Below are 16,108 nucleotides of genomic sequence, written 5' to 3'. Positions count from 1 at the left end.
TGTGGATGTTGAACACCATGGCACTCCAAAAAATCGCAGCGTTCTCCGACGGCCCCCAGGGCGGCAACCCCGCCGGCGTATGGATCGGTGACGCGCTGCCCAGCCCCGCAGACATGCAGCGCATCGCCGCTGAGGTCGGTTTTTCTGAAACTGCGTTTGCCGCCCCGCTGGGCGATGGCCGCTGGCGGGTGCGCTACTTTGCGCCCGAGAGCGAGGTGCCCTTCTGTGGCCACGCCACGATTGCCCTGGGCGCCGCGCTCGCGCAGCGCGAGGGAGACGGCGTGTTTGCGCTGTCGCTGAGCCAGGCCGAGATCACGGTCGAAGGCCGTCGCGCGGGCGATCTGGTGCAGGCGGCGCTGCAGTCGCCCCCCACGCGCAGCGGGCCTGTGCCAGCGGCGCTGCTGGCCGATGCGCTGGCCCTGTTTGGCCTCAGTGCGGTCGATTTGGACCCGTGCATTCCGCCCGCGCTCATCCACGGCGGTGCGGACCACCTGGTGCTGGCGCTGCGCAGTCGCGAGGCACTGGCGGCTATGCACTACGCGCTGGAAGTTGGCCGCACGCTGATGGTGAACGCCAAGCTGGTCACCATCGTGCTGGTGTGGGTGGAGTCCGACCGGCTGCTGCACACCCGCAATGCCTTTGCGTCGGGCGGCGTGCTGGAAGACCCGGCCACGGGTGCCGCCACGGCCGCGTTGGCGGGCTACCTGCGCGACCTGGGCTGGCCGCACGGCGGTGCCATTGACGTGGTGCAGGGCGAAGACATGGGCATGCGCTCGCGCCTGCGGGCCGAGATCGGGCCGGTGGCTGGCAGCTCCATCCGCGTGTCGGGAACGGCACGGTGGATGGGCGATGGTGAATGATTTTGCTATTGAAAATATAGCTGCCGGCACATGATTCACTAGCGCTACCGCCCGATTTGTGCAGAAATCGGGCAAGCCGAGCACGTGGGGCTCTGTGCGCCCTGCCCGGCCTCCCGCTCAGGCGCTGATCTCGTCCTGGAGCCACTGCACAAAACGCAGCGTCTCCGGTGACGGGTCCGGCGCCATGCCCAGGTAGTGCCGCGTCAGCGGCAGCCGCAAGGTGGGCAGGGGCGACACCAGCCGCCCCGAGGCCAGGTCGTGGGTGATCAACGACACCGGTGCCACCGCAAAGCCCAGTCCATCCACGGCGGCCTGCAGCACAAAGTGCAGGTGGTCAAACTGCAGGCAGCTGGCGGGCTGGAGCCTTGGCGCGTTCACCAGCTTCTTCCAGCTTTCCCAGTCCTTGCTGCGCGATTTGGACAGCAGCAGCACATGGGACGACAACGCTTCGGGCTGCGCCACCGGGCGCTGGGCGAATAGGGCAGGCGCGCCCACCACCAGCGCCTCGTCCTCCAGAAACGGCTGCACCTGCATGCCCGGCGGCCAACCGCGTGGGCCGCGCCGCAGGGCCAGGTCGAAGGTCTCGGTGGCATGGTCCGGCGCCAGCGTGCTGGTGATGACCTGGGGCTCAATGTCCGGATGCTGGGCCACAAAACCCGGCAGCCGGGGGATCAGCCACCGCACCGCAAAGCTGGGCCGCACATTGATCTTGACGCTGCGCAGCCCGGCATCGCCCCGCAGCGACTGGGCGGCGGCGCCGATCTGCGCGAGTGCAGGCCCGACCTGCGCGTGAAACTGATGCCCTGCCGCCGTGAGCATCACCTGCCGCGTCTTGCGCTCGAACAGCTCCACGCCCAGGTGGGATTCCAGCGCCTTGATCTGGCGACTGATGGCGCTGTGGGTGACGTGCAGCTCCAGCGCGGCGCGGGTAAAGCTCTGGTGGCGCGCCGCTGCTGCAAAGGCGCGGACGGCATTCAGCGGGGGCAGGCGGGGTGACATGCGTGCAATTTTGTCACGCATGGCGCGCAGCAATATCGTTTGTCGCGCCGGGCACCGCCGCGCACCATGCGGGCCATGCCACAGCCTCCAGCCAACCCCTCTGCCTCAGACCTCCACTCGCGCCGCGCTGCCTTGGCGCTCGGCCTTGCACTGCCTGGGGACACGGTGCTCTACCTGCTGCTGCCGATGTTTGCCCCGGCGTTTGGCGTCACCCTGTTCGAGGCGGGCATTCTGCTGGCCGCAAACCGCCTCGTGCGCATTGCGGGCTACGGGGCGGTGGCGCGGTTCTATGCCCGCCATGGCGAGCGTCTCACCTGCTCGCTGGCCGTGCTGGCCGCCGCCGCGTGTGCGCTGGGGTACGCCACCCTCAGCGGCTTCATCGCCTTGTTGGGCCTGCGGCTGCTGTGGGGCCTGGCCTTTGCGGCGCTGAACCTCGCGACGCAGGCGCTGGCCACGGCCGAGCCTCTGGGCGCAGCGCGACGCGCCGGACAGTCGCGCGCCTTTGCAGCGCTGGGGCCCATGCTGGCCCTGCCTGCGGGGGGTGTCTGCGCGCTGTGGTGGGAGCCCCGGGCGATCTTCTGGGTGTTTGCCGCCGTCGCGTTGTGCGCCTTGCTGGCCACGCGGCATTTGCCCGCCCAGCCGCATGCTCTGCCGCCACCGCCAAAGCGCTGGGACAGGTTGCCGGGTCGCCTGGACCGCTTTTCGTTCGTTGAGGGGTTGGTGCTGGACGGCCTGTTCATCATCGGCCTGTCGTACCTGGGCCGCGATGTGCTGTCGGGCCATCCGGTGGTTGTGGCGGGGATGCTGCTGTCGGTCCGCTATCTGGCCGAGATCGCGCTGAGTGTGGTGGGTGGCGACCTGGCCGAGCGCTATGGCGCCGAAGTGCTGCTCGTGGGTTTTGCGGTGCTCACGTCGCTGGCCCTGGTGGGTTTTGGCCTGGGGTGGCTGTGGACCAGCGCACTGACCATCGTGATTTTGCGAGCCCTGCTGCTACCCCTGTTGCCGCCGCTGGTCGCGCGCCGCACACCGGGACCGGGGCGCATCCAGGCGCTGGCGACGCGGTCGGTGTGGCGGGACCTGGGCGCCGGTGCAGGCCCGGTGCTGGCGGGTGTGCTGCTGCCCATTGCGCCGTCCGCCTGGGTGTATGGCGTCGCAGCCTTGCTGCTGTCGGCCACGGCCATCGCCTGCTGGGCGCCGCGCGGCGATTGATCGTCTGCGCATCGACCATCGCTTTTTCTCACAAATCCTCTTTTTTTGGAGAACTCCCCTTGGACATCCACACCACATTGATCCGCTGTGCTGGTGGCACGGTCGACCTGCCCGCGCGGCCCATGAACCACCGCAGCGATGGCGGGCATGTGCTGGTGCACCCGCCGCGCCCCGTCTGGGAACGCAGCGAGCTGACGCCCGAAGAGCTGGCGCATTGGTCATGCCTGGTGGCCGCCACGGGCCGGGCCATGCTCGACACCTTGCCGCAGCTCGCCGGAGGCTGCCTGAACTACTGGGAGGCGGGCAACAACGCGCTGAACCCGCTGGCCCATCCCTAGAGCCTGTTCAATGTCTTTTTGGAGAGCGCATTGGAGTGCACTCGGGATGAGTGGATGCTTCGGGTGCGCCGCATGGGCTCGTGCCCATGCAAGCAGTCGGGGCGTCCAATCGCCCGATTTCACTCCAACCCTTCGGGCAAGTGCCTTGCCGGGCGGTCTGCGGCGTTGCGGCGCTTGCCGATAGCACGGGCTATCGGCAGCGCACCGCGCCTAGCATTCCATCCCGGCAAGGTACTTGTGCGACTTCAAAAAGACTTTGAACAGGCTCTGAGGCCCAAAACCCCCGCACTGCATCGCAAGATGCACCTGCATGTATTTGGGCGAAGCCCCCGGGCCACCCACCCGGACTGGCTGTGGGGCGAACCGCCCCGGTTTCCGAATTTTGCGCAGTCTGAGGCTTGGACCCAGCAGTTCACACGGCTGGAGGACGATGAAGGCGCCGCGCTGGGTGCGCGCATTCAGGTGTTGCTGGATACGCGGTATGCACTGAGTCGGGTTGGCTGACGATACCTGCCAGCACACGAATTGCTATTAAAATTGAAGCTGTAAGCGCTTACTGGTCAGGCGCTAGGCGGTGTTTTTATGAATCTCTTTTGTTACGGTTACTGCGCGACCACAGGCCGCCGGTTCACCAGCACGATGCCCGCCGCCACCAGCACCAGTGCCGCCACCAGCCCGGGCGTCACGGGCTCACCCAGCCATAGCGCGCCAAACAGCAGCGCAAACACCGGCGTGAGGAACACAAACACCGAGATCTTGGTCGCCGGGTAGTGCGCCAGCATCCACATCCAGGCGAGGTAGCTCACAAACGCACCCACCAGCGCCTGCACCAGCAGCGATCCCCAGGCAAAGCCGCTGAACTGCCAGACCCAGGCCTCACCCAGGCCCAGCGATAGCACTGGCAATACCGCCGTGCTCACCGCCACTTGATAGAAAAGCTGCTTGGCAGGCGCCACGCGTGCCAGGGGCGTTGTGCGGATCACCACCGTGGTCAGCGCCCACATCAGGCCCGCAGCCAGTCCCAGAAGATCTCCCAGCCAGCCTTTGGGCAGCGCCGTGCTGGCATGGCCCAGCAGCCCGTCGCCCAGCGCCAGCCCCACGCCCACAAACGCAGCGGCCAGGCCCAGCCACTGCCAGCCCTGCAGGCGCTCACCGGGGATGAAACGCGGCAGCAGCAATGCCACCCAGAAGGGCGACGCATACAAGAACACTGTGAGCCGCGAGGCGGTGGTGTACTGCAGGCCCAGATAGATGCACGCGAACTCGCCGGCAAACAACGCCCCCGCCAGCAGTCCGGCACGGGTGGCCCCGGCGGGCTCGCCCGCGCCGGAAAGGCCTACACCACGCCACAAGCACCAGGCCGCTACTGCGACCGTGGCCAGCGCAAAGCGCACAAAGGCCTGGAACACGGGCGCCACCTCAGCCACCGTGGCCTTGACCAGCACCTGCTGGAAGCCCCAGAACATGCAGCAGGCGAGCAGCAGGGAGATAGCCAGGGCGTCGATGTGTGTTTTGCGGGTGGAAGGCATCGGCGCATTATCAAAGGGCGCGGTGGGTCTGCCGGTCGCCTGGGTGCATCCGCTGGCCTTCTTGCAGTCCGCTGTGAATGCCGAAAAAGCGCATACGGACGCTTACACAGGCCCACGGTACACTTTGCGCCTTCTGAAACAGGTTACCGCGCTCCTTTTTCCTATCCCCCCTCATGGCCCTTACGACGGCGGCGCAGTCCCGCTCCAGCTTTGACCTCAAGAGCGCCTCGCTGCCAGTGGTGGCGGTGTTGCTCAAGACCACCGACGCCGCCCAGTTCGTAGCCGATCTGGCCGAGCGCGTGGCCGACGCCCCGGGCTTTTTTGACAACGACCCTGTATTGATCGACCTGGCGCCCGTGCGTGAGGCCGAAGCACCCATCGACTTTGCCGCCATCGCAGCCGCGCTGCGCCAGCACAACACCCTGCCCGTGGCCGTGCGCGGCGGCAGCCCCGCCCAGATGGACGCCGCGCGCGCCGCGGGCTTGGCCGCAGCGCCCGATGCGCCTCCGGCGCGTGCCGAGGCGCCCACGCCGGTGCAGGAGGTGGTGCGTGAAGTGATCCGCGAGGTTGAGGTGGAAGTGGTACGCGAAGTGCCCATGCCCGGCCCCGGCACCGTGGTGGTGGACAAGCCCTTACGTTCTGGCCAGCAGGTCTATGCGCGCGGCGCCGACCTGGTGGTGATGGCGGTGGTGAGCTTTGGCGCCGAGGTGATTGCTGACGGCAACATCCACGTCTATGCCCCGCTGCGCGGCCGCGCGATTGCCGGTGCGCGGGGCAACACCGAAGCCCGTATCTTTTCGACCTGCCTGGAGCCGCAACTGGTCTCCATTGCAGGCATCTACCGCACCACCGAGACCGAGCTGCCCGCCGAGGTGCGCGGCAAGCCGGCCCAGGTGCGGCTCGAAGGCGAGAAGCTCCTCATCGAGCCGCTGGCCTGATCCCTTCATTCCCCATTCGTACCAACCCCACAGAGAATCAGCAACACATGGCCAAAATCGTCGTCGTGACCTCCGGCAAAGGTGGCGTGGGCAAGACCACCACCAGCGCCAGCTTTGCCACCGGCCTCGCCCTGCGCGGCCACAAGACCGCCGTGATCGACTTTGACGTCGGCCTGCGCAACCTGGACCTCATCATGGGCTGCGAACGCCGCGTGGTGTATGACCTGATCAATGTGATCCAGGGCGAGGCCAACCTGAACCAGGCCCTCATCAAGGACAAGCAGTGCGACAACCTGTTTGTGCTGGCCGCCAGCCAGACACGCGACAAGGATGCGCTCACGCAAGATGGCGTCGAGAAGGTCCTCAAGGACCTGGCCGCGATGGACTTTGAATACATCGTCTGCGACTCGCCTGCCGGCATCGAAAGCGGGGCGCTCATGGCCATGCACTTTGCCGACGAGGCGCTGCTGGTGACCAACCCCGAGGTGTCTTCGGTGCGCGACTCCGACCGTATCCTGGGCATGCTGGGCAGCAAGACCAAGCGTGCGATTGACGGCGGCGAGCCCATCAAGGAACACCTGCTCATCACGCGCTACAACCCCAGCCGCGTGCAGGACGGCCAGATGCTGAGCCTGGAAGACATCCAGGACATCCTGCGCATCAAGCTGATCGGCGTGATTCCCGAGTCGGAAGTGGTGTTGCAGTCGTCCAACCAGGGCACGCCCGCCATCCATGCGCAGGGCAGCGATGTGAGCGAGGCATACAAGGACGTGATCGACCGCTTCCTGGGGCAGGACAAGCCGCTGCGTTTCATTGACGCCGAAAAGCCCGGCTTCTTCAAACGCCTGTTCGGGAGCAAATAGCCATGGCTTCTTTTCTGTCCTTCCTGCTCGGCGAGAAGAAAAAAACCGCCAGCGTTGCCAAGGAGCGGCTGCAGATCATCCTGGCGCACGAGCGCAACGGCCGCAATGCATCCGAGCCCGACTACCTGCCCGCGCTGCAGCGAGAGCTGGTGGCGGTGATCTCCAAATACGTCAAGATCAACCCTGAAGACCTCAAGGTGCACCTGGAACGCCAGGACAACCTGGAAGTGCTGGAAGTCAAGATCGAGCTGCCCGATACCGTGCGATAGGCAGCCAACGCCACCGGGCCACGCACTCCCATCGTGCCCCGGTATCGCCCCAGACCCTGCCCCGCAACCCTGCGCGGCAGGGTTTCTTTTTGGGCCGGCGTGGCCTGATTTGGCCCGACAATTGCTGGATGTACTAGGGTAATCCCTAATCTTTCGGCAACAAGGCTCCTGTGGACACAACCTGGAAACTCAGCTGGCAGCGTGCACGCAACCACGAAGGCGTCACGCGCGGCGCGCGTGCCTTGGTGGCCCTGGCCGCCGTTCTGGCCTATGGCTGGTGGGCCGACTGGCAGGCCGAGTTGATGCCGGTGCTGCTGGGCGTGATCGCCAGCGCGCTCACCGAAACCGACGACAGCTGGCGCGGACGCCTGCGGGCGCAGTGCCTGGCGCTGGCGTGTTTTGGCCTTATGGCGGGGGCAGTCTGGGCGGCGGTGTCCTGGCCCTGGGTGCTGATGGGGGTGATGGCGCTGCTGGCCTTCGGCATTACCATGCTGGGGGCGTTGAGCGAGCGCTACCGCGCCATTGCCTTTGGTTCGCTCATCCTGTTCATCTATGCGGGGCTGGCCGCCCACAGTAGCCGTGCGGGTGCGGGTGACGCCATCCCCCGCATGCTGGCGGGTGCGGCCTGGTACGGCGTGGTGTCGGTGCTGTGGCATGCCGTTCTGCCGCGTGCACCGGTGCGCTACCGCCTGGCCAAGCTCTACGCCATGCTGGGCGAATACCTGCGCCTGAAGGCGCTGTTGCTGGAGCCGGTGCGGGATGTGGATCTGGAGCGCCGCCGCATGGCGCTGGCACTGCACAACGGCCGCGTGGTGGACGCCCTCAACGCCACCAAGGAGAGCCTGATCAGCCGCATGGGTGCGAGCGCCCCCCCGCTGTGGCTGCAAACGGCCATGCACCAGTACCTGGCGGCGCAGGACGTGCACGAGCGCGTGAGTTCGTCCCACGAGCATTACGACCTGCTTGCCCAGTCGTTCTTTCACAGCGACGTGCTGTACCGCTGCCAGCGCGTGCTCACGCTGCTGGGCGAACAGGCGCTCAAGCTGTCGGTGGCCATCGAGGCGCAGTCGGTGCCCCAGCACTGGGGCGTGACGGCCCGTGCCATTGAGGACATGCAGGCCGCCGTGGCGCACCTGCAGTCCCAGGCGCAGCCCGCCGGTGCCGCGTCCCTTCCCGCCCAGTCCCGGGCGTTGCGGTCACTGCAGGCGTTGGCCGACAACCTGACCGCGCTGGCCGGTGTGTTTGCCGGTGCGCTGGCGCTGCCAGCTGGCAACGCCGAAGTGGCGGTGGACCACGCACTGTTTGACCGCGAGCCCCGCAGCCTGCGCGATGTCTGGACACGCCTGCGATCGCACTGGCAGCTGCAGTCTCCCTGGCTGCGCCACAGCCTGCGGCTGAGCCTGTCCCTCATGGTGGGCTTTGCCCTCATGCAGGCCACGGCCGATCCGCACGGGTACTGGATCTTGCTGACCATCGTGTTCGTGAGCCAGCCGCAGTACGCGGCCACGCAGACGCGGCTGATGGAGCGCGCAAAGGGCACCGCCATGGGGCTTGCGCTGGGGTGGGCGGTGATCCAGCTGTTTCCGGGCGAGCTGGTGCAGGCCGCCTTGCTGGTGCTGGGGGGCGCGGTGTTTTTTGGGGCGCGGCACACCCGCTACACCCTGGCTACGGCGGCTGTCACCACCTTGTTGCTGCTCAGCTTTCATCAGATGGGCGCGGCCAGCGGCGTGATCTCCGCGCGCCTGCTCGATACCGTGGTCGGCTGCGTGATCGCCGCCGTCGCCTCATGGCTGGTGCTGCCGTCGTGGCAGTCGCGCCACTGGCCCCGGCTGGCCGCCCAGGTGCTGCAGACCCAGGCGTTGTACCTGCGGGAGATTCTGGCGCAGTACCAGGGCGGCAAGTGCGACCACCTGGCCTACCGCCTGGCCCGGCGCAATGCCCACAATGCGGATGCCGCACTGTCCAACTCGTACAGCGCCATGCTCAAGGAGCCCTTGCATGTACGTGGCAACGCCGAGGTGGTGGGGCATTTCCTGTGCCTGTCGCACACCCAGCTCAACTACCTTTCGGCCCTGGGTGCCCAGCGCGGTGGTGCGGCGGCCCAGCCCATGGACGAGGCTACGCGTGAACTGGCGCAAAGCCTGCTGGCGTCCCTGCAGCAACTGGCGCTGGAGCTGGAGCGCGCGCAGCAGTCAGGCCGGGTGCGCAAGTCCCACAGCGCCCCGGCAGTGGCCCAGGTTCTGCGCGAGTGGGGCACGGTACCGGCAGCGCCCAGCGCGCACAGCCTCATGGCGGCGCAGCTGCAGCTGGTGGGCAAGGTGTTCCCACAGTTGCAGGCGCAGGCGCGCCAGCTGGTGACCACGGAATAACCTGGGTGGAGTGCGGCGCGCGAATGCTGCCGCAGCCGGGTCAGCGTGCGTGCTTGGCGAACTTGCCCGCAAATGCCTGGGCAATGCTCAGCCCGCGTTGCCCCGCGACCAGCGTGGCGGTCTGCCCGGCGGCGATGGTGCCAGGCCGGTCCACCGCCAGGTAGTAGCCGCAGCAGCCCGCCAGCGCCATGGCGCGGCCGGCTTGGGAAAAACCCATCACGGCATTGAACTTGAAGCAGGGCTCGCGGGGGGCCGTCACGCGCAGCACGCAGTCCGGGAAATGCCACTCATCGCCCACAAACACCTCATGCTCCAGCGGTCCGTCAATGGTGAGGTTCTCGCCCATGAAGCCTGGTGGCAGCGCCTCGTCGAACAGGCTCACGCCCCGCTCGCGGCGTTGGGCCTGCCAGAACGCATAGTGCGCAGCGGGGTAGGCATACACCGCCTTGGCCAGACCGCCGTGCACGCTCAGGTCGGCCTGCTCGTCACCCGCCAGCCCCAGTGGGCCCACAGACACGGGGTCGGTGACGGATGTTTTGCCGATGGCGGTGAGCACCGACCGCTCGCCCACCTTCAGGCGGCGGGCGGAGCCGACGTTCACGTGGCGTACGACGATGAAGGGCGCCGTCACAGCGGGTGCTCGGTGTAGAACTTGCCGCCGTGGTACAGCAGGGGCGACGCGCCCTCGCGGTGCTCGCAGCGCTCCACCTCGCCCACGAAGATGGTGTGGTCACCCTCCTTGTACTGGCTGCGGTTGAAGCACTCGAACGTGGCGGCGGCACCGGCCAGCAGCGGCGCGCCGCTGATACCGGGGCGGTGCTCCAGGCCGGCCCAGCGGTCGATGCCGCGGGTGGCGAACCGTTCGGCCAGGTCTTTCTGGTCCGCTGCCAGCACATGGATGGCGTAGTGTGAGCCGTTGGCAAACGCCGGCATGGTGCTGGCGCCATGCGACAGGCTCCACAGCACCAGCGGGGGCTCCAGCGACACCGAATTGAACGAGCTGGCCGTGAGCCCCACCAGTTCGCCCGCCGCATTGCGGGCGGTCACGATGGTCACGCCCGTGGCGAACATGCCCAGCGCATTGCGGAATTCGCGGGTCGAAAAGCTCGGCGGCAGGGCGAGGGCGGGGCGGGGGAGCGATGGGTTCACAAAAGCGGCGCCAGCGGTGGCGGCGTGGGGGCAAGCAACAGGACCTATTATCAGGCGCCACCCTCCGCTGCGCTGTTGCGGGGTTTACTTCTGCTTTTCACCGCATGGCTGCACTGCTCCCTACCTTCACCACCCTCGGCTCCGGCCCCACCGTGCTCATGCTGCACGATGCCGACGGCGACCACCTCACCTTTGCGCCCCAGGTGGAGACCCTGGCCACCGCTGGCTACCGGGCTGTGGCCTGGGACATGCCCGGCTATGGCCGCAGTGCGCCCGTGGAGCCCTACACCTTCAAGGCGCTGGCACAAAGCTGCCTGGCGTTGATCGAGGCGCTGCGCTGTGGTCCCGTCACCCTGGTCGGCCACGGTATGGGCGCCATGGTGGCGCTGGAGGCCGCCGTGCGCGATGCGTCCAAGGTGCGCCGCATGTTGCTGTGCGCAGGCGGCCCGGCGCTGGATGCCCAGGCCGTGAAAGACTGGGTGGCACCGCGCGAGCAGGCCCTCAAGGCCCTGGATGCGGGTGGCAGCATGGAACAACTGGCCCAGACCCTGGTGCCGCAGTGCATCGGCACCGGCGCCCTGCCCGAAGGCGTGCGGCTGGCGGGCCATGCATTGGGCCAGGTGTTCCCGGGCGCTTACCGCCGCGCCCTGGAGGCCCTGCCCACGTTTGACCGGGGTGCCGCCGCGCTGGCGCACCTGGCCATGCCGGTGCTGCTGGTGGGCGGTGATCAGGACCGGTGCACTCCCCCCGCAGCCTTGCAGGCGCTGGCCCAGGTGTTGCCCGATGCGCAGACGGTGCTGCTGCCGCATGTGGGGCATTGGCCCCAGCTGGAAGACCCCGAGGGGTTTGACGCTGCGCTGCTCGATTTTCTGGCCCACCGGCGCACGCTGCACTGACCCTTTTGATCTTGGCTCGCCCGGCCGCCGCGCCCGGGCATGAACGCTGCCTTCTTTCTCCATGTTGTTTGCCCTCAAGAAAATTCTGTCTGCGCTGCTGTTGCCGCCGGTGTCCAGCATCGTGCTGGCGCTGTTTGGTCTGTGGCTGGCGCGGTACCACCGTCGCACTGGCAACACGCTGGTGGTGCTGTCGCTGTTGTCGGTGCTGGTGTTGTCCTGGCCGCCGGTGTCGGACGCGCTGGTGCGCAGCCTCGAGCGCTACCCCGCCGTCACGCCGCGCCAGTTGCCCGAGGCGAAGGTGCAGGCCATCGTGGTGCTGGGTGGCGGCGCCGACACCGTGGCGCCCGAATACGGGGTGGACGTGCTCAGCCGGGGCGCACGCGAGCGGGTTCGCTATGCCGCCTACCTGCAGCAGCAGACCGGCCTGCCCATTCTGGCCACGGGGGGCTCCACGGGCGGCACACGGGCCGAGGCCCTGGTGATGAAGGACGTGGTGGAGCGGGAGTTCAAGGGCCGCGTGCGCTGGACCGAAGTGGAGTCCCTCGACACCCGCAACAACGCCGAAAAATCGGCTGTGCTGCTCAAGGCCTCGGGCATCGAGCGCATTGCGCTTGTCACCCACGGCTGGCACATGGTTCGGGCGGCGAAGGACTTTGAACACGCCGGGCTGCAGGTGCTGCCTGCGCCCATGGGCTTCAAAGGGGGGCAGTCGCGCAAGCTCTATCGCGTGCTGCCCCGCGCCTCGGCCCTGTCCGACAGCAGCCTGGCGCTGCATGAATGGCTGGGCATAGTGGCCCAGCGTGCTTCGCTGGACCGCTGAGAGCTCGTTGACGATCCCCTGCGAGATCGTCCACAGGCTCTCAGATCAGCCTGCGGCGGGTGTGACCAGGAAGCGGCTGGCGGCTTCCACCGCCTGCGCATCGGCCTGCACGGCGCCCGGGGGTCCGCCCTTGCCCCACAGGGCGCCCCCCCACGTCATGGACAGGAACTGCGCACACAGCGCCACCGAATCGATCATGGGCTGGGCCTTGGTGCGGTCGCCGCTGGTGGTGATGAGCGACAGCGTCTTGCGGCCCATGGCGTCCTTGAAGTCCACGCCTGGCACACGCATCCAGGCGCTCCAGTGGTCAAGGTACGTCTTGAGCGGGGAGGGGATGCTGTACCAATACACCGGCGCCACCCAAACGATGTGGCTGGCGGCCAGCGTGGCGTCCAGCAGGGTTTTCATGTCGCCCTCGGGGGGGGCGTAGGTGCCGCTGGTGTGGCGCTGGTCCACAAAGGGCGGCAACTGCATGCGTGCGAGGTGGTGCCAGGTTTGCTCCGTGCCCGCAGGCAGGGCCGCTGCGGCCTGCCGCGCCAGCCATTCGGTGTTGCCGAGGTGGCCGGGTTCGCGGGTGGAGGTGGTGAGGAAGAGGTAATGGGGTGCAGACATGGCCGGCATCGTAGCGGCACCGGCCCGTGTCTGCAGGCGCAGGGTGGGCGCCGTCCCTCAGGCCGGGACCACAGCGCGGGGCGCGCGCACGGCTTCGGCACCCAGAAAACCAAAGTTCATCGCAGGCTGTTCGCCACTGATCAGCTCGGCCAGGGCCTTGCCCGAGCCCGCACCGTGCGTCCAGCCCAGCGTGCCGTGGCCCGCGTTGACCCAGAGTTTGCCCACGCGGGTGCGACCGATGAACGGGATGTTGGTGGGCGTGGCGGGGCGCAGGCCGGTCCAGTACTGCGGGTTGCCGCCTTCCTCGGGCGTGCGCGTGTCGCACACGCCGGGCAGGATGGCCTCGATGCGGCGCGAGAGCATGTGGCAGCGCGCGCGGGCCAGGGAGCTGTCGAGTGTCAGGTCCCAGCCGTTGAGCTCGATGGTGCCCGCCACGCGCAGGTGGTTGCCCAGGCGGCTCATGGCGATCTTCTTGCCGTCGTCGATGGTGGAGACCATGGGCGCACCCTCGGGCTTGAGCAGCGGGAAGGTCGCGCTGTAGCCCTTGCCAGGGTAGATCGGCAGGTCCACGCCCACACTGCGCAGCAGCGGAGCGCTGTACGAGCCGCAGGCCACCACGATGGCGTCCGCCTTCAATATGAAGTCTTTTTTGCCGCTTGCGCTAGTGGAATTTGGCATGACTGCTACTGAATCAATAGCATTGCCAATCTTGTTCAGCCGCAGCACATCGTGGCCGTACAGGAACTGCACGCCGCGCGCTGCGCAGCGGCGGGCCAGTTCCTGGGTGAAGACCCGTGCATCGCCGCTTTCGTCAGTGCTGGTGTAGGTGCCGCCGGTGATCTTGTCGCCGTAGGCCTTGAAGGCCGGTTCGATCTGCAGCAGCTCGTCGCGGCTCACCAGGCGGCGCTGCACGCCATGCTTGCGCATCAGCTCCACGGCATGGCCTGCGGCGTCAAACGATTTCTGGTCGGTGTAGAAGTGGGCAATGCCGCGTTCGAGCCGGTTGTATTCGATGCCCGTGGTTTTCACCAGGTCCTTCAGCGCGGCATGGCTGTAGGCGCCCAGCGCCACAATCTGCTGCACATTGCGCTCGAACGCCGCGTCGTTGCACTGTGCCAGGAACTGCAGGCCCCAGCGCCATTGCTGCCAGTCCATCTGCGGGCGAAACAGCAGCGGCGCTTCCTTGTCGAACATCCACTTGAGCGCCTTGAGCGGCGCCTCGCGGTTGGCCCAGGGCTCGCAGTAGCTCACCGAGATCTGTGCCGCATTGGCAAAGCTGGTTTCGAGCGCGGCATCGGGCTGGCGGTCGATCACGATGACTTCGTGACCGCGTTCCAGCAGGTGCCACGCCGTGCTGATGCCGATGATGCCGGCGCCGAGAACAATGGTTTTCATATGCGGAATGCCTTGTGAGCCTTTGCGTGCCACACGCCCCAGTGCGGGACACGATGGGGCGCAGTGTGCGCGACATTGCATTCAACTAAAAGCAAAATTAAACTTACTCCAAAAACATCAGCGCACCTAATGAATGGCGCTGCGGAGACAACCCTCTTTTGTTCGAGCCCGAGACCATGAGCACCTACGATCCCGCCGCCCTGGAATGCCTTGCCGCCATCGTTGAAGAGGGCGGCTTCGAGCGCGCCGCGCAGCGCCTGATCGTCACGCAGTCGGCCGTCTCGCAGCGCCTGCGCGCGCTGGAGGCGCAGGTGGGCTCGGTGCTCATCGTGCGCAGCCGCCCGCTGCGGCCCACGTCGGCCGGGCAGCTGCTGCTCAAGCACACCAAGCAAATGCGCCTGTTGCGCGCCGACCTGGAGCGTGACCTGCAGGAGCTGGCGCCCAGCGCGCCGGGGGGCTCGCGCGAAGACGAGCGCATCTCGATCGCCATCAACGCCGACAGCATCGCCACCTGGGCCATGGGTGCGCTGCACGATCTGGTGCGCCAGCGCCTGCCGCTCGAAATCATCGTGGACGACCAGGATTTCACGCAGGAATGGCTGCGCTCGGGCCAGGTGCTGGGCTGTGTGACCACGCTCAAGCAGGCGCTGCGCGGTTGCAAGATGGTGCCGCTCGGGGCCATGCCCTATGTGGCTGTGGCGTCGGCCAGTTACGCGCAGCAGTACCTGCCGCAGGGGCTGACGCCCCACAACTTCCGCGACGTGTCGTTTCTGTCGTTCAACCGCAAGGACGACATGGCGGCCGAGTTTGTGGCCCGTGCGTTCGGGCTCAAGCGCGTGGCGCTCAACCACCTGTTTGTGCCGGGCTCCGAGGCGCAGATGCGTGCGGTGGCCGCTGGCTGGGCCGTGGGGGTGATGCCCGAGCTGATGGCGCGGCAGGCGCTGGCCGACGGCAGCATGGTGGACCTGGCCCCAGGCCGCTCACTGCCGATCCAGCTCTATTGGCATTGCTGGAACCTGGAGTCCGAGCTGCTGGATGCATTGTCGGCAGCGCTGACAGGCGCCGCGGCCCAGGCGCTGGTGTCCTGACACGGCCTTGCTGTTCGCCACATGCGGGGCGCAAGGCACGGTTTGTGCTGTCAAAAACGTGAACGACGTAGTTGCATTGCAACTTAGTCATTTATTTTTTTACTGCAATGTATAAAATAGACTCCATGCAAACGCCGCAACCCAAAGTCTCTTTCAAGGAGCAGATGCATCAGGCCCGCGAGGATGCCATCCTCCAGTCCGCCTGCCGCCTGCTGGGTGAAAAAGCCTTCGACGCCATGACCATGGACGACGTGGCCAACGCCGTCGGTATCGCCAAGGCCAGCCTGTACAAGCATTTCTGCAGCAAGGAAGAGCTGTGCAGCGCCGCCATGGTGCAGATCCTGGGGCGCGTACAGGCTTATCTGGCGGGGTTGCCGGCCGACATGCCCCCGCTGGAAAAGCTGCATGCGCTAGTGCGCTGGTCGCTAGAGCGCCTGCTGACCAACGAGATGCCCCTGCTGCCCAGCCGCAACTCCACGCTGCGTGCGGTACTCATGGCCAACAAGGACTACCTGAACGGACTGGTGGCCGTGAGCGACCAGATCGGCGAATGGATCACCCAGGCCCAGGCCCAAGGGGTGATCAGCCCCACGCTGCCGCCGCTGGTGGTGCTGTACACCCTGTATGCGCGTGCGTGCGACCCGGTGGTGAGCTTCCTCAAGGAAGGCGGGCAGTATTCGGACGCCGAAATCGTGGACCTGGTGGTGCGCACCTGTTTTGACGGCCTGGCGGCGCGTTGAGCCGGGCGGCTTCATAGGCCACACAGCAAAAAGC

18 protein-coding genes are annotated in these 16,108 nt (G+C 67.0%); 12 read left to right on the top strand and 6 right to left on the bottom strand.

Features of this window, described 5'->3' with window-relative positions:
* Positions 1 to 17 precede the first annotated feature (17 nt).
* A complete protein-coding gene (locus AC04MI_RS01500) occupies positions 18 to 860 on the top strand; it encodes a PhzF family phenazine biosynthesis protein (protein WP_436076606.1) in 843 nt (280 codons plus the stop codon).
* Positions 861 to 977: 117 nt separating this feature from the next.
* Here the strand turns inward: AC04MI_RS01500 and AC04MI_RS01495 are convergent, their stop codons facing one another.
* A complete protein-coding gene (locus tag AC04MI_RS01495; RefSeq protein WP_436076984.1) occupies positions 978 to 1,859 on the bottom strand; it encodes a LysR substrate-binding domain-containing protein in 882 nt (293 codons plus the stop codon).
* A 66-nt stretch (positions 1,860 to 1,925) separates the two neighbouring features.
* On the opposite strand from AC04MI_RS01495, the gene AC04MI_RS01490 reads away from it, so the two are divergent.
* The 3 genes from AC04MI_RS01490 (at position 1,926) to AC04MI_RS01480 (ending at position 3,910) form a co-directional block, all read left to right on the top strand.
* Positions 1,926 to 3,068, top strand: coding sequence for an MFS transporter (locus AC04MI_RS01490; RefSeq protein WP_436076605.1), 1,143 nt, complete (start codon positions 1,926 to 1,928; stop codon positions 3,066 to 3,068).
* 59 nt (positions 3,069 to 3,127) lie between these two features.
* The gene (locus AC04MI_RS01485; protein ID WP_436076604.1) at positions 3,128 to 3,406 is read left to right on the top strand and encodes a hypothetical protein; all 279 of its coding nucleotides are present in this window, start codon (positions 3,128 to 3,130) and stop codon (positions 3,404 to 3,406) included.
* Positions 3,407 to 3,706: 300 nt separating this feature from the next.
* Positions 3,707 to 3,910, top strand: coding sequence for a hypothetical protein (locus AC04MI_RS01480; RefSeq protein WP_288852458.1), 204 nt, complete (start codon positions 3,707 to 3,709; stop codon positions 3,908 to 3,910).
* A 98-nt stretch (positions 3,911 to 4,008) separates the two neighbouring features.
* Here AC04MI_RS01480 and AC04MI_RS01475 read toward each other — a convergent pair whose 3' ends face one another.
* A complete protein-coding gene (locus AC04MI_RS01475) occupies positions 4,009 to 4,935 on the bottom strand; it encodes a DMT family transporter (protein ID WP_436076603.1) in 927 nt (308 codons plus the stop codon).
* A gap of 173 nt (positions 4,936 to 5,108) precedes the next feature.
* Here AC04MI_RS01475 and minC point away from each other — a divergent pair, with 173 nt between their 5' ends.
* The 4 genes from minC (at position 5,109) to yccS (ending at position 9,374) form a co-directional block, all read left to right on the top strand.
* Positions 5,109 to 5,873 carry a septum site-determining protein MinC gene (minC, locus tag AC04MI_RS01470; protein WP_436076602.1) on the top strand — a complete coding sequence of 255 codons (765 nt, stop codon included), beginning with the start codon at positions 5,109 to 5,111 and terminating at the stop codon, positions 5,871 to 5,873.
* Positions 5,874 to 5,920: 47 nt separating this feature from the next.
* Positions 5,921 to 6,736, top strand: coding sequence for a septum site-determining protein MinD (minD, locus tag AC04MI_RS01465; protein ID WP_056643423.1), 816 nt, complete (start codon positions 5,921 to 5,923; stop codon positions 6,734 to 6,736).
* Positions 6,737 to 6,738: 2 nt separating this feature from the next.
* On the top strand, positions 6,739 to 7,005 hold the full coding sequence (gene minE, locus AC04MI_RS01460) for a cell division topological specificity factor MinE (RefSeq protein ID WP_056163087.1): 267 nt from the start codon (positions 6,739 to 6,741) through the stop codon (positions 7,003 to 7,005).
* Positions 7,006 to 7,175: 170 nt separating this feature from the next.
* Positions 7,176 to 9,374, top strand: a complete 2,199-nt coding sequence (gene yccS, locus AC04MI_RS01455; RefSeq protein WP_436076601.1) for a YccS family putative transporter — start codon at positions 7,176 to 7,178, stop codon at positions 9,372 to 9,374.
* A 40-nt stretch (positions 9,375 to 9,414) separates the two neighbouring features.
* Here yccS and AC04MI_RS01450 read toward each other — a convergent pair whose 3' ends face one another.
* Together AC04MI_RS01450 and AC04MI_RS01445 are read right to left on the bottom strand one after the other, a co-directional pair.
* A complete protein-coding gene (locus tag AC04MI_RS01450) occupies positions 9,415 to 10,005 on the bottom strand; it encodes an MOSC domain-containing protein (RefSeq protein ID WP_436076600.1) in 591 nt (196 codons plus the stop codon).
* Positions 10,002 to 10,523 carry a flavin reductase family protein gene (locus AC04MI_RS01445; protein ID WP_015011990.1) on the bottom strand — a complete coding sequence of 174 codons (522 nt, stop codon included), beginning with the start codon at positions 10,521 to 10,523 and terminating at the stop codon, positions 10,002 to 10,004. Before AC04MI_RS01445 ends, AC04MI_RS01450 begins: the two co-directional genes overlap by 4 nt.
* Positions 10,524 to 10,627: 104 nt before the next feature.
* On the opposite strand from AC04MI_RS01445, the gene AC04MI_RS01440 reads away from it, so the two are divergent.
* Both AC04MI_RS01440 and AC04MI_RS01435 read left to right on the top strand, forming a co-directional pair.
* A complete protein-coding gene (locus AC04MI_RS01440) occupies positions 10,628 to 11,419 on the top strand; it encodes an alpha/beta fold hydrolase (protein ID WP_476496939.1) in 792 nt (263 codons plus the stop codon).
* Positions 11,420 to 11,480: 61 nt separating this feature from the next.
* Positions 11,481 to 12,239 (top strand): YdcF family protein, encoded by a 759-nt coding sequence (locus AC04MI_RS01435; protein WP_056057075.1) that lies wholly within the window; start codon positions 11,481 to 11,483, stop codon positions 12,237 to 12,239.
* Positions 12,240 to 12,284: 45 nt separating this feature from the next.
* On the opposite strand, the gene AC04MI_RS01430 is transcribed toward AC04MI_RS01435, so the two are convergent.
* Positions 12,285 to 12,860 carry a flavodoxin family protein gene (locus tag AC04MI_RS01430; protein ID WP_288852463.1) on the bottom strand — a complete coding sequence of 192 codons (576 nt, stop codon included), beginning with the start codon at positions 12,858 to 12,860 and terminating at the stop codon, positions 12,285 to 12,287.
* A gap of 48 nt (positions 12,861 to 12,908) precedes the next feature.
* Positions 12,909 to 14,246, bottom strand: coding sequence for a D-amino acid dehydrogenase (locus tag AC04MI_RS01425; RefSeq protein WP_056742348.1), 1,338 nt, complete (start codon positions 14,244 to 14,246; stop codon positions 12,909 to 12,911).
* Between the two features lie 176 nt (positions 14,247 to 14,422).
* Here AC04MI_RS01425 and AC04MI_RS01420 point away from each other — a divergent pair, with 176 nt between their 5' ends.
* The gene (locus AC04MI_RS01420) at positions 14,423 to 15,334 is read left to right on the top strand and encodes a LysR family transcriptional regulator ArgP (protein ID WP_476496938.1); all 912 of its coding nucleotides are present in this window, start codon (positions 14,423 to 14,425) and stop codon (positions 15,332 to 15,334) included.
* Between the two features lie 125 nt (positions 15,335 to 15,459).
* Complete coding sequence (locus tag AC04MI_RS01415; RefSeq protein ID WP_056057714.1) at positions 15,460 to 16,074, top strand: TetR/AcrR family transcriptional regulator; 615 nt, start codon at positions 15,460 to 15,462, stop codon at positions 16,072 to 16,074.
* Positions 16,075 to 16,108 lie beyond the last annotated feature (34 nt).

The organism is Acidovorax sp. LjRoot204, from assembly GCF_056175785.1.
Note: the sequence above shows the minus strand (reverse complement) of the source record. Positions and strands in the feature narration are given on the sequence as shown.

Bases quoted from the DNA above. Each gene is read 5' to 3' on its own strand.
- AC04MI_RS01500 (WP_436076606.1), top strand. From the start codon at position 18: ATGGCACTCCAAAAAATCGCAGCGTTCTCCGACGGCCCCCAGGGCGGC.
- AC04MI_RS01495 (WP_436076984.1), bottom strand. From the start codon at position 1,859: ATGTCACCCCGCCTGCCCCCGCTGAATGCCGTCCGCGCCTTTGCAGCA.
- AC04MI_RS01490 (WP_436076605.1), top strand. From the start codon at position 1,926: ATGCGGGCCATGCCACAGCCTCCAGCCAACCCCTCTGCCTCAGACCTC.
- AC04MI_RS01480 (WP_288852458.1), top strand. From the start codon at position 3,707: ATGCACCTGCATGTATTTGGGCGAAGCCCCCGGGCCACCCACCCGGAC.
- AC04MI_RS01475 (WP_436076603.1), bottom strand. From the start codon at position 4,935: ATGCCTTCCACCCGCAAAACACACATCGACGCCCTGGCTATCTCCCTG.
- minC (WP_436076602.1), top strand. From the start codon at position 5,109: ATGGCCCTTACGACGGCGGCGCAGTCCCGCTCCAGCTTTGACCTCAAG.
- minD (WP_056643423.1), top strand. From the start codon at position 5,921: ATGGCCAAAATCGTCGTCGTGACCTCCGGCAAAGGTGGCGTGGGCAAG.
- minE (WP_056163087.1), top strand. From the start codon at position 6,739: ATGGCTTCTTTTCTGTCCTTCCTGCTCGGCGAGAAGAAAAAAACCGCC.
- AC04MI_RS01440 (WP_476496939.1), top strand. From the start codon at position 10,628: ATGGCTGCACTGCTCCCTACCTTCACCACCCTCGGCTCCGGCCCCACC.
- AC04MI_RS01435 (WP_056057075.1), top strand. From the start codon at position 11,481: ATGTTGTTTGCCCTCAAGAAAATTCTGTCTGCGCTGCTGTTGCCGCCG.
- AC04MI_RS01430 (WP_288852463.1), bottom strand. From the start codon at position 12,860: ATGCCGGCCATGTCTGCACCCCATTACCTCTTCCTCACCACCTCCACC.
- AC04MI_RS01425 (WP_056742348.1), bottom strand. From the start codon at position 14,246: ATGAAAACCATTGTTCTCGGCGCCGGCATCATCGGCATCAGCACGGCG.
- AC04MI_RS01420 (WP_476496938.1), top strand. From the start codon at position 14,423: ATGAGCACCTACGATCCCGCCGCCCTGGAATGCCTTGCCGCCATCGTT.
- AC04MI_RS01415 (WP_056057714.1), top strand. From the start codon at position 15,460: ATGCAAACGCCGCAACCCAAAGTCTCTTTCAAGGAGCAGATGCATCAG.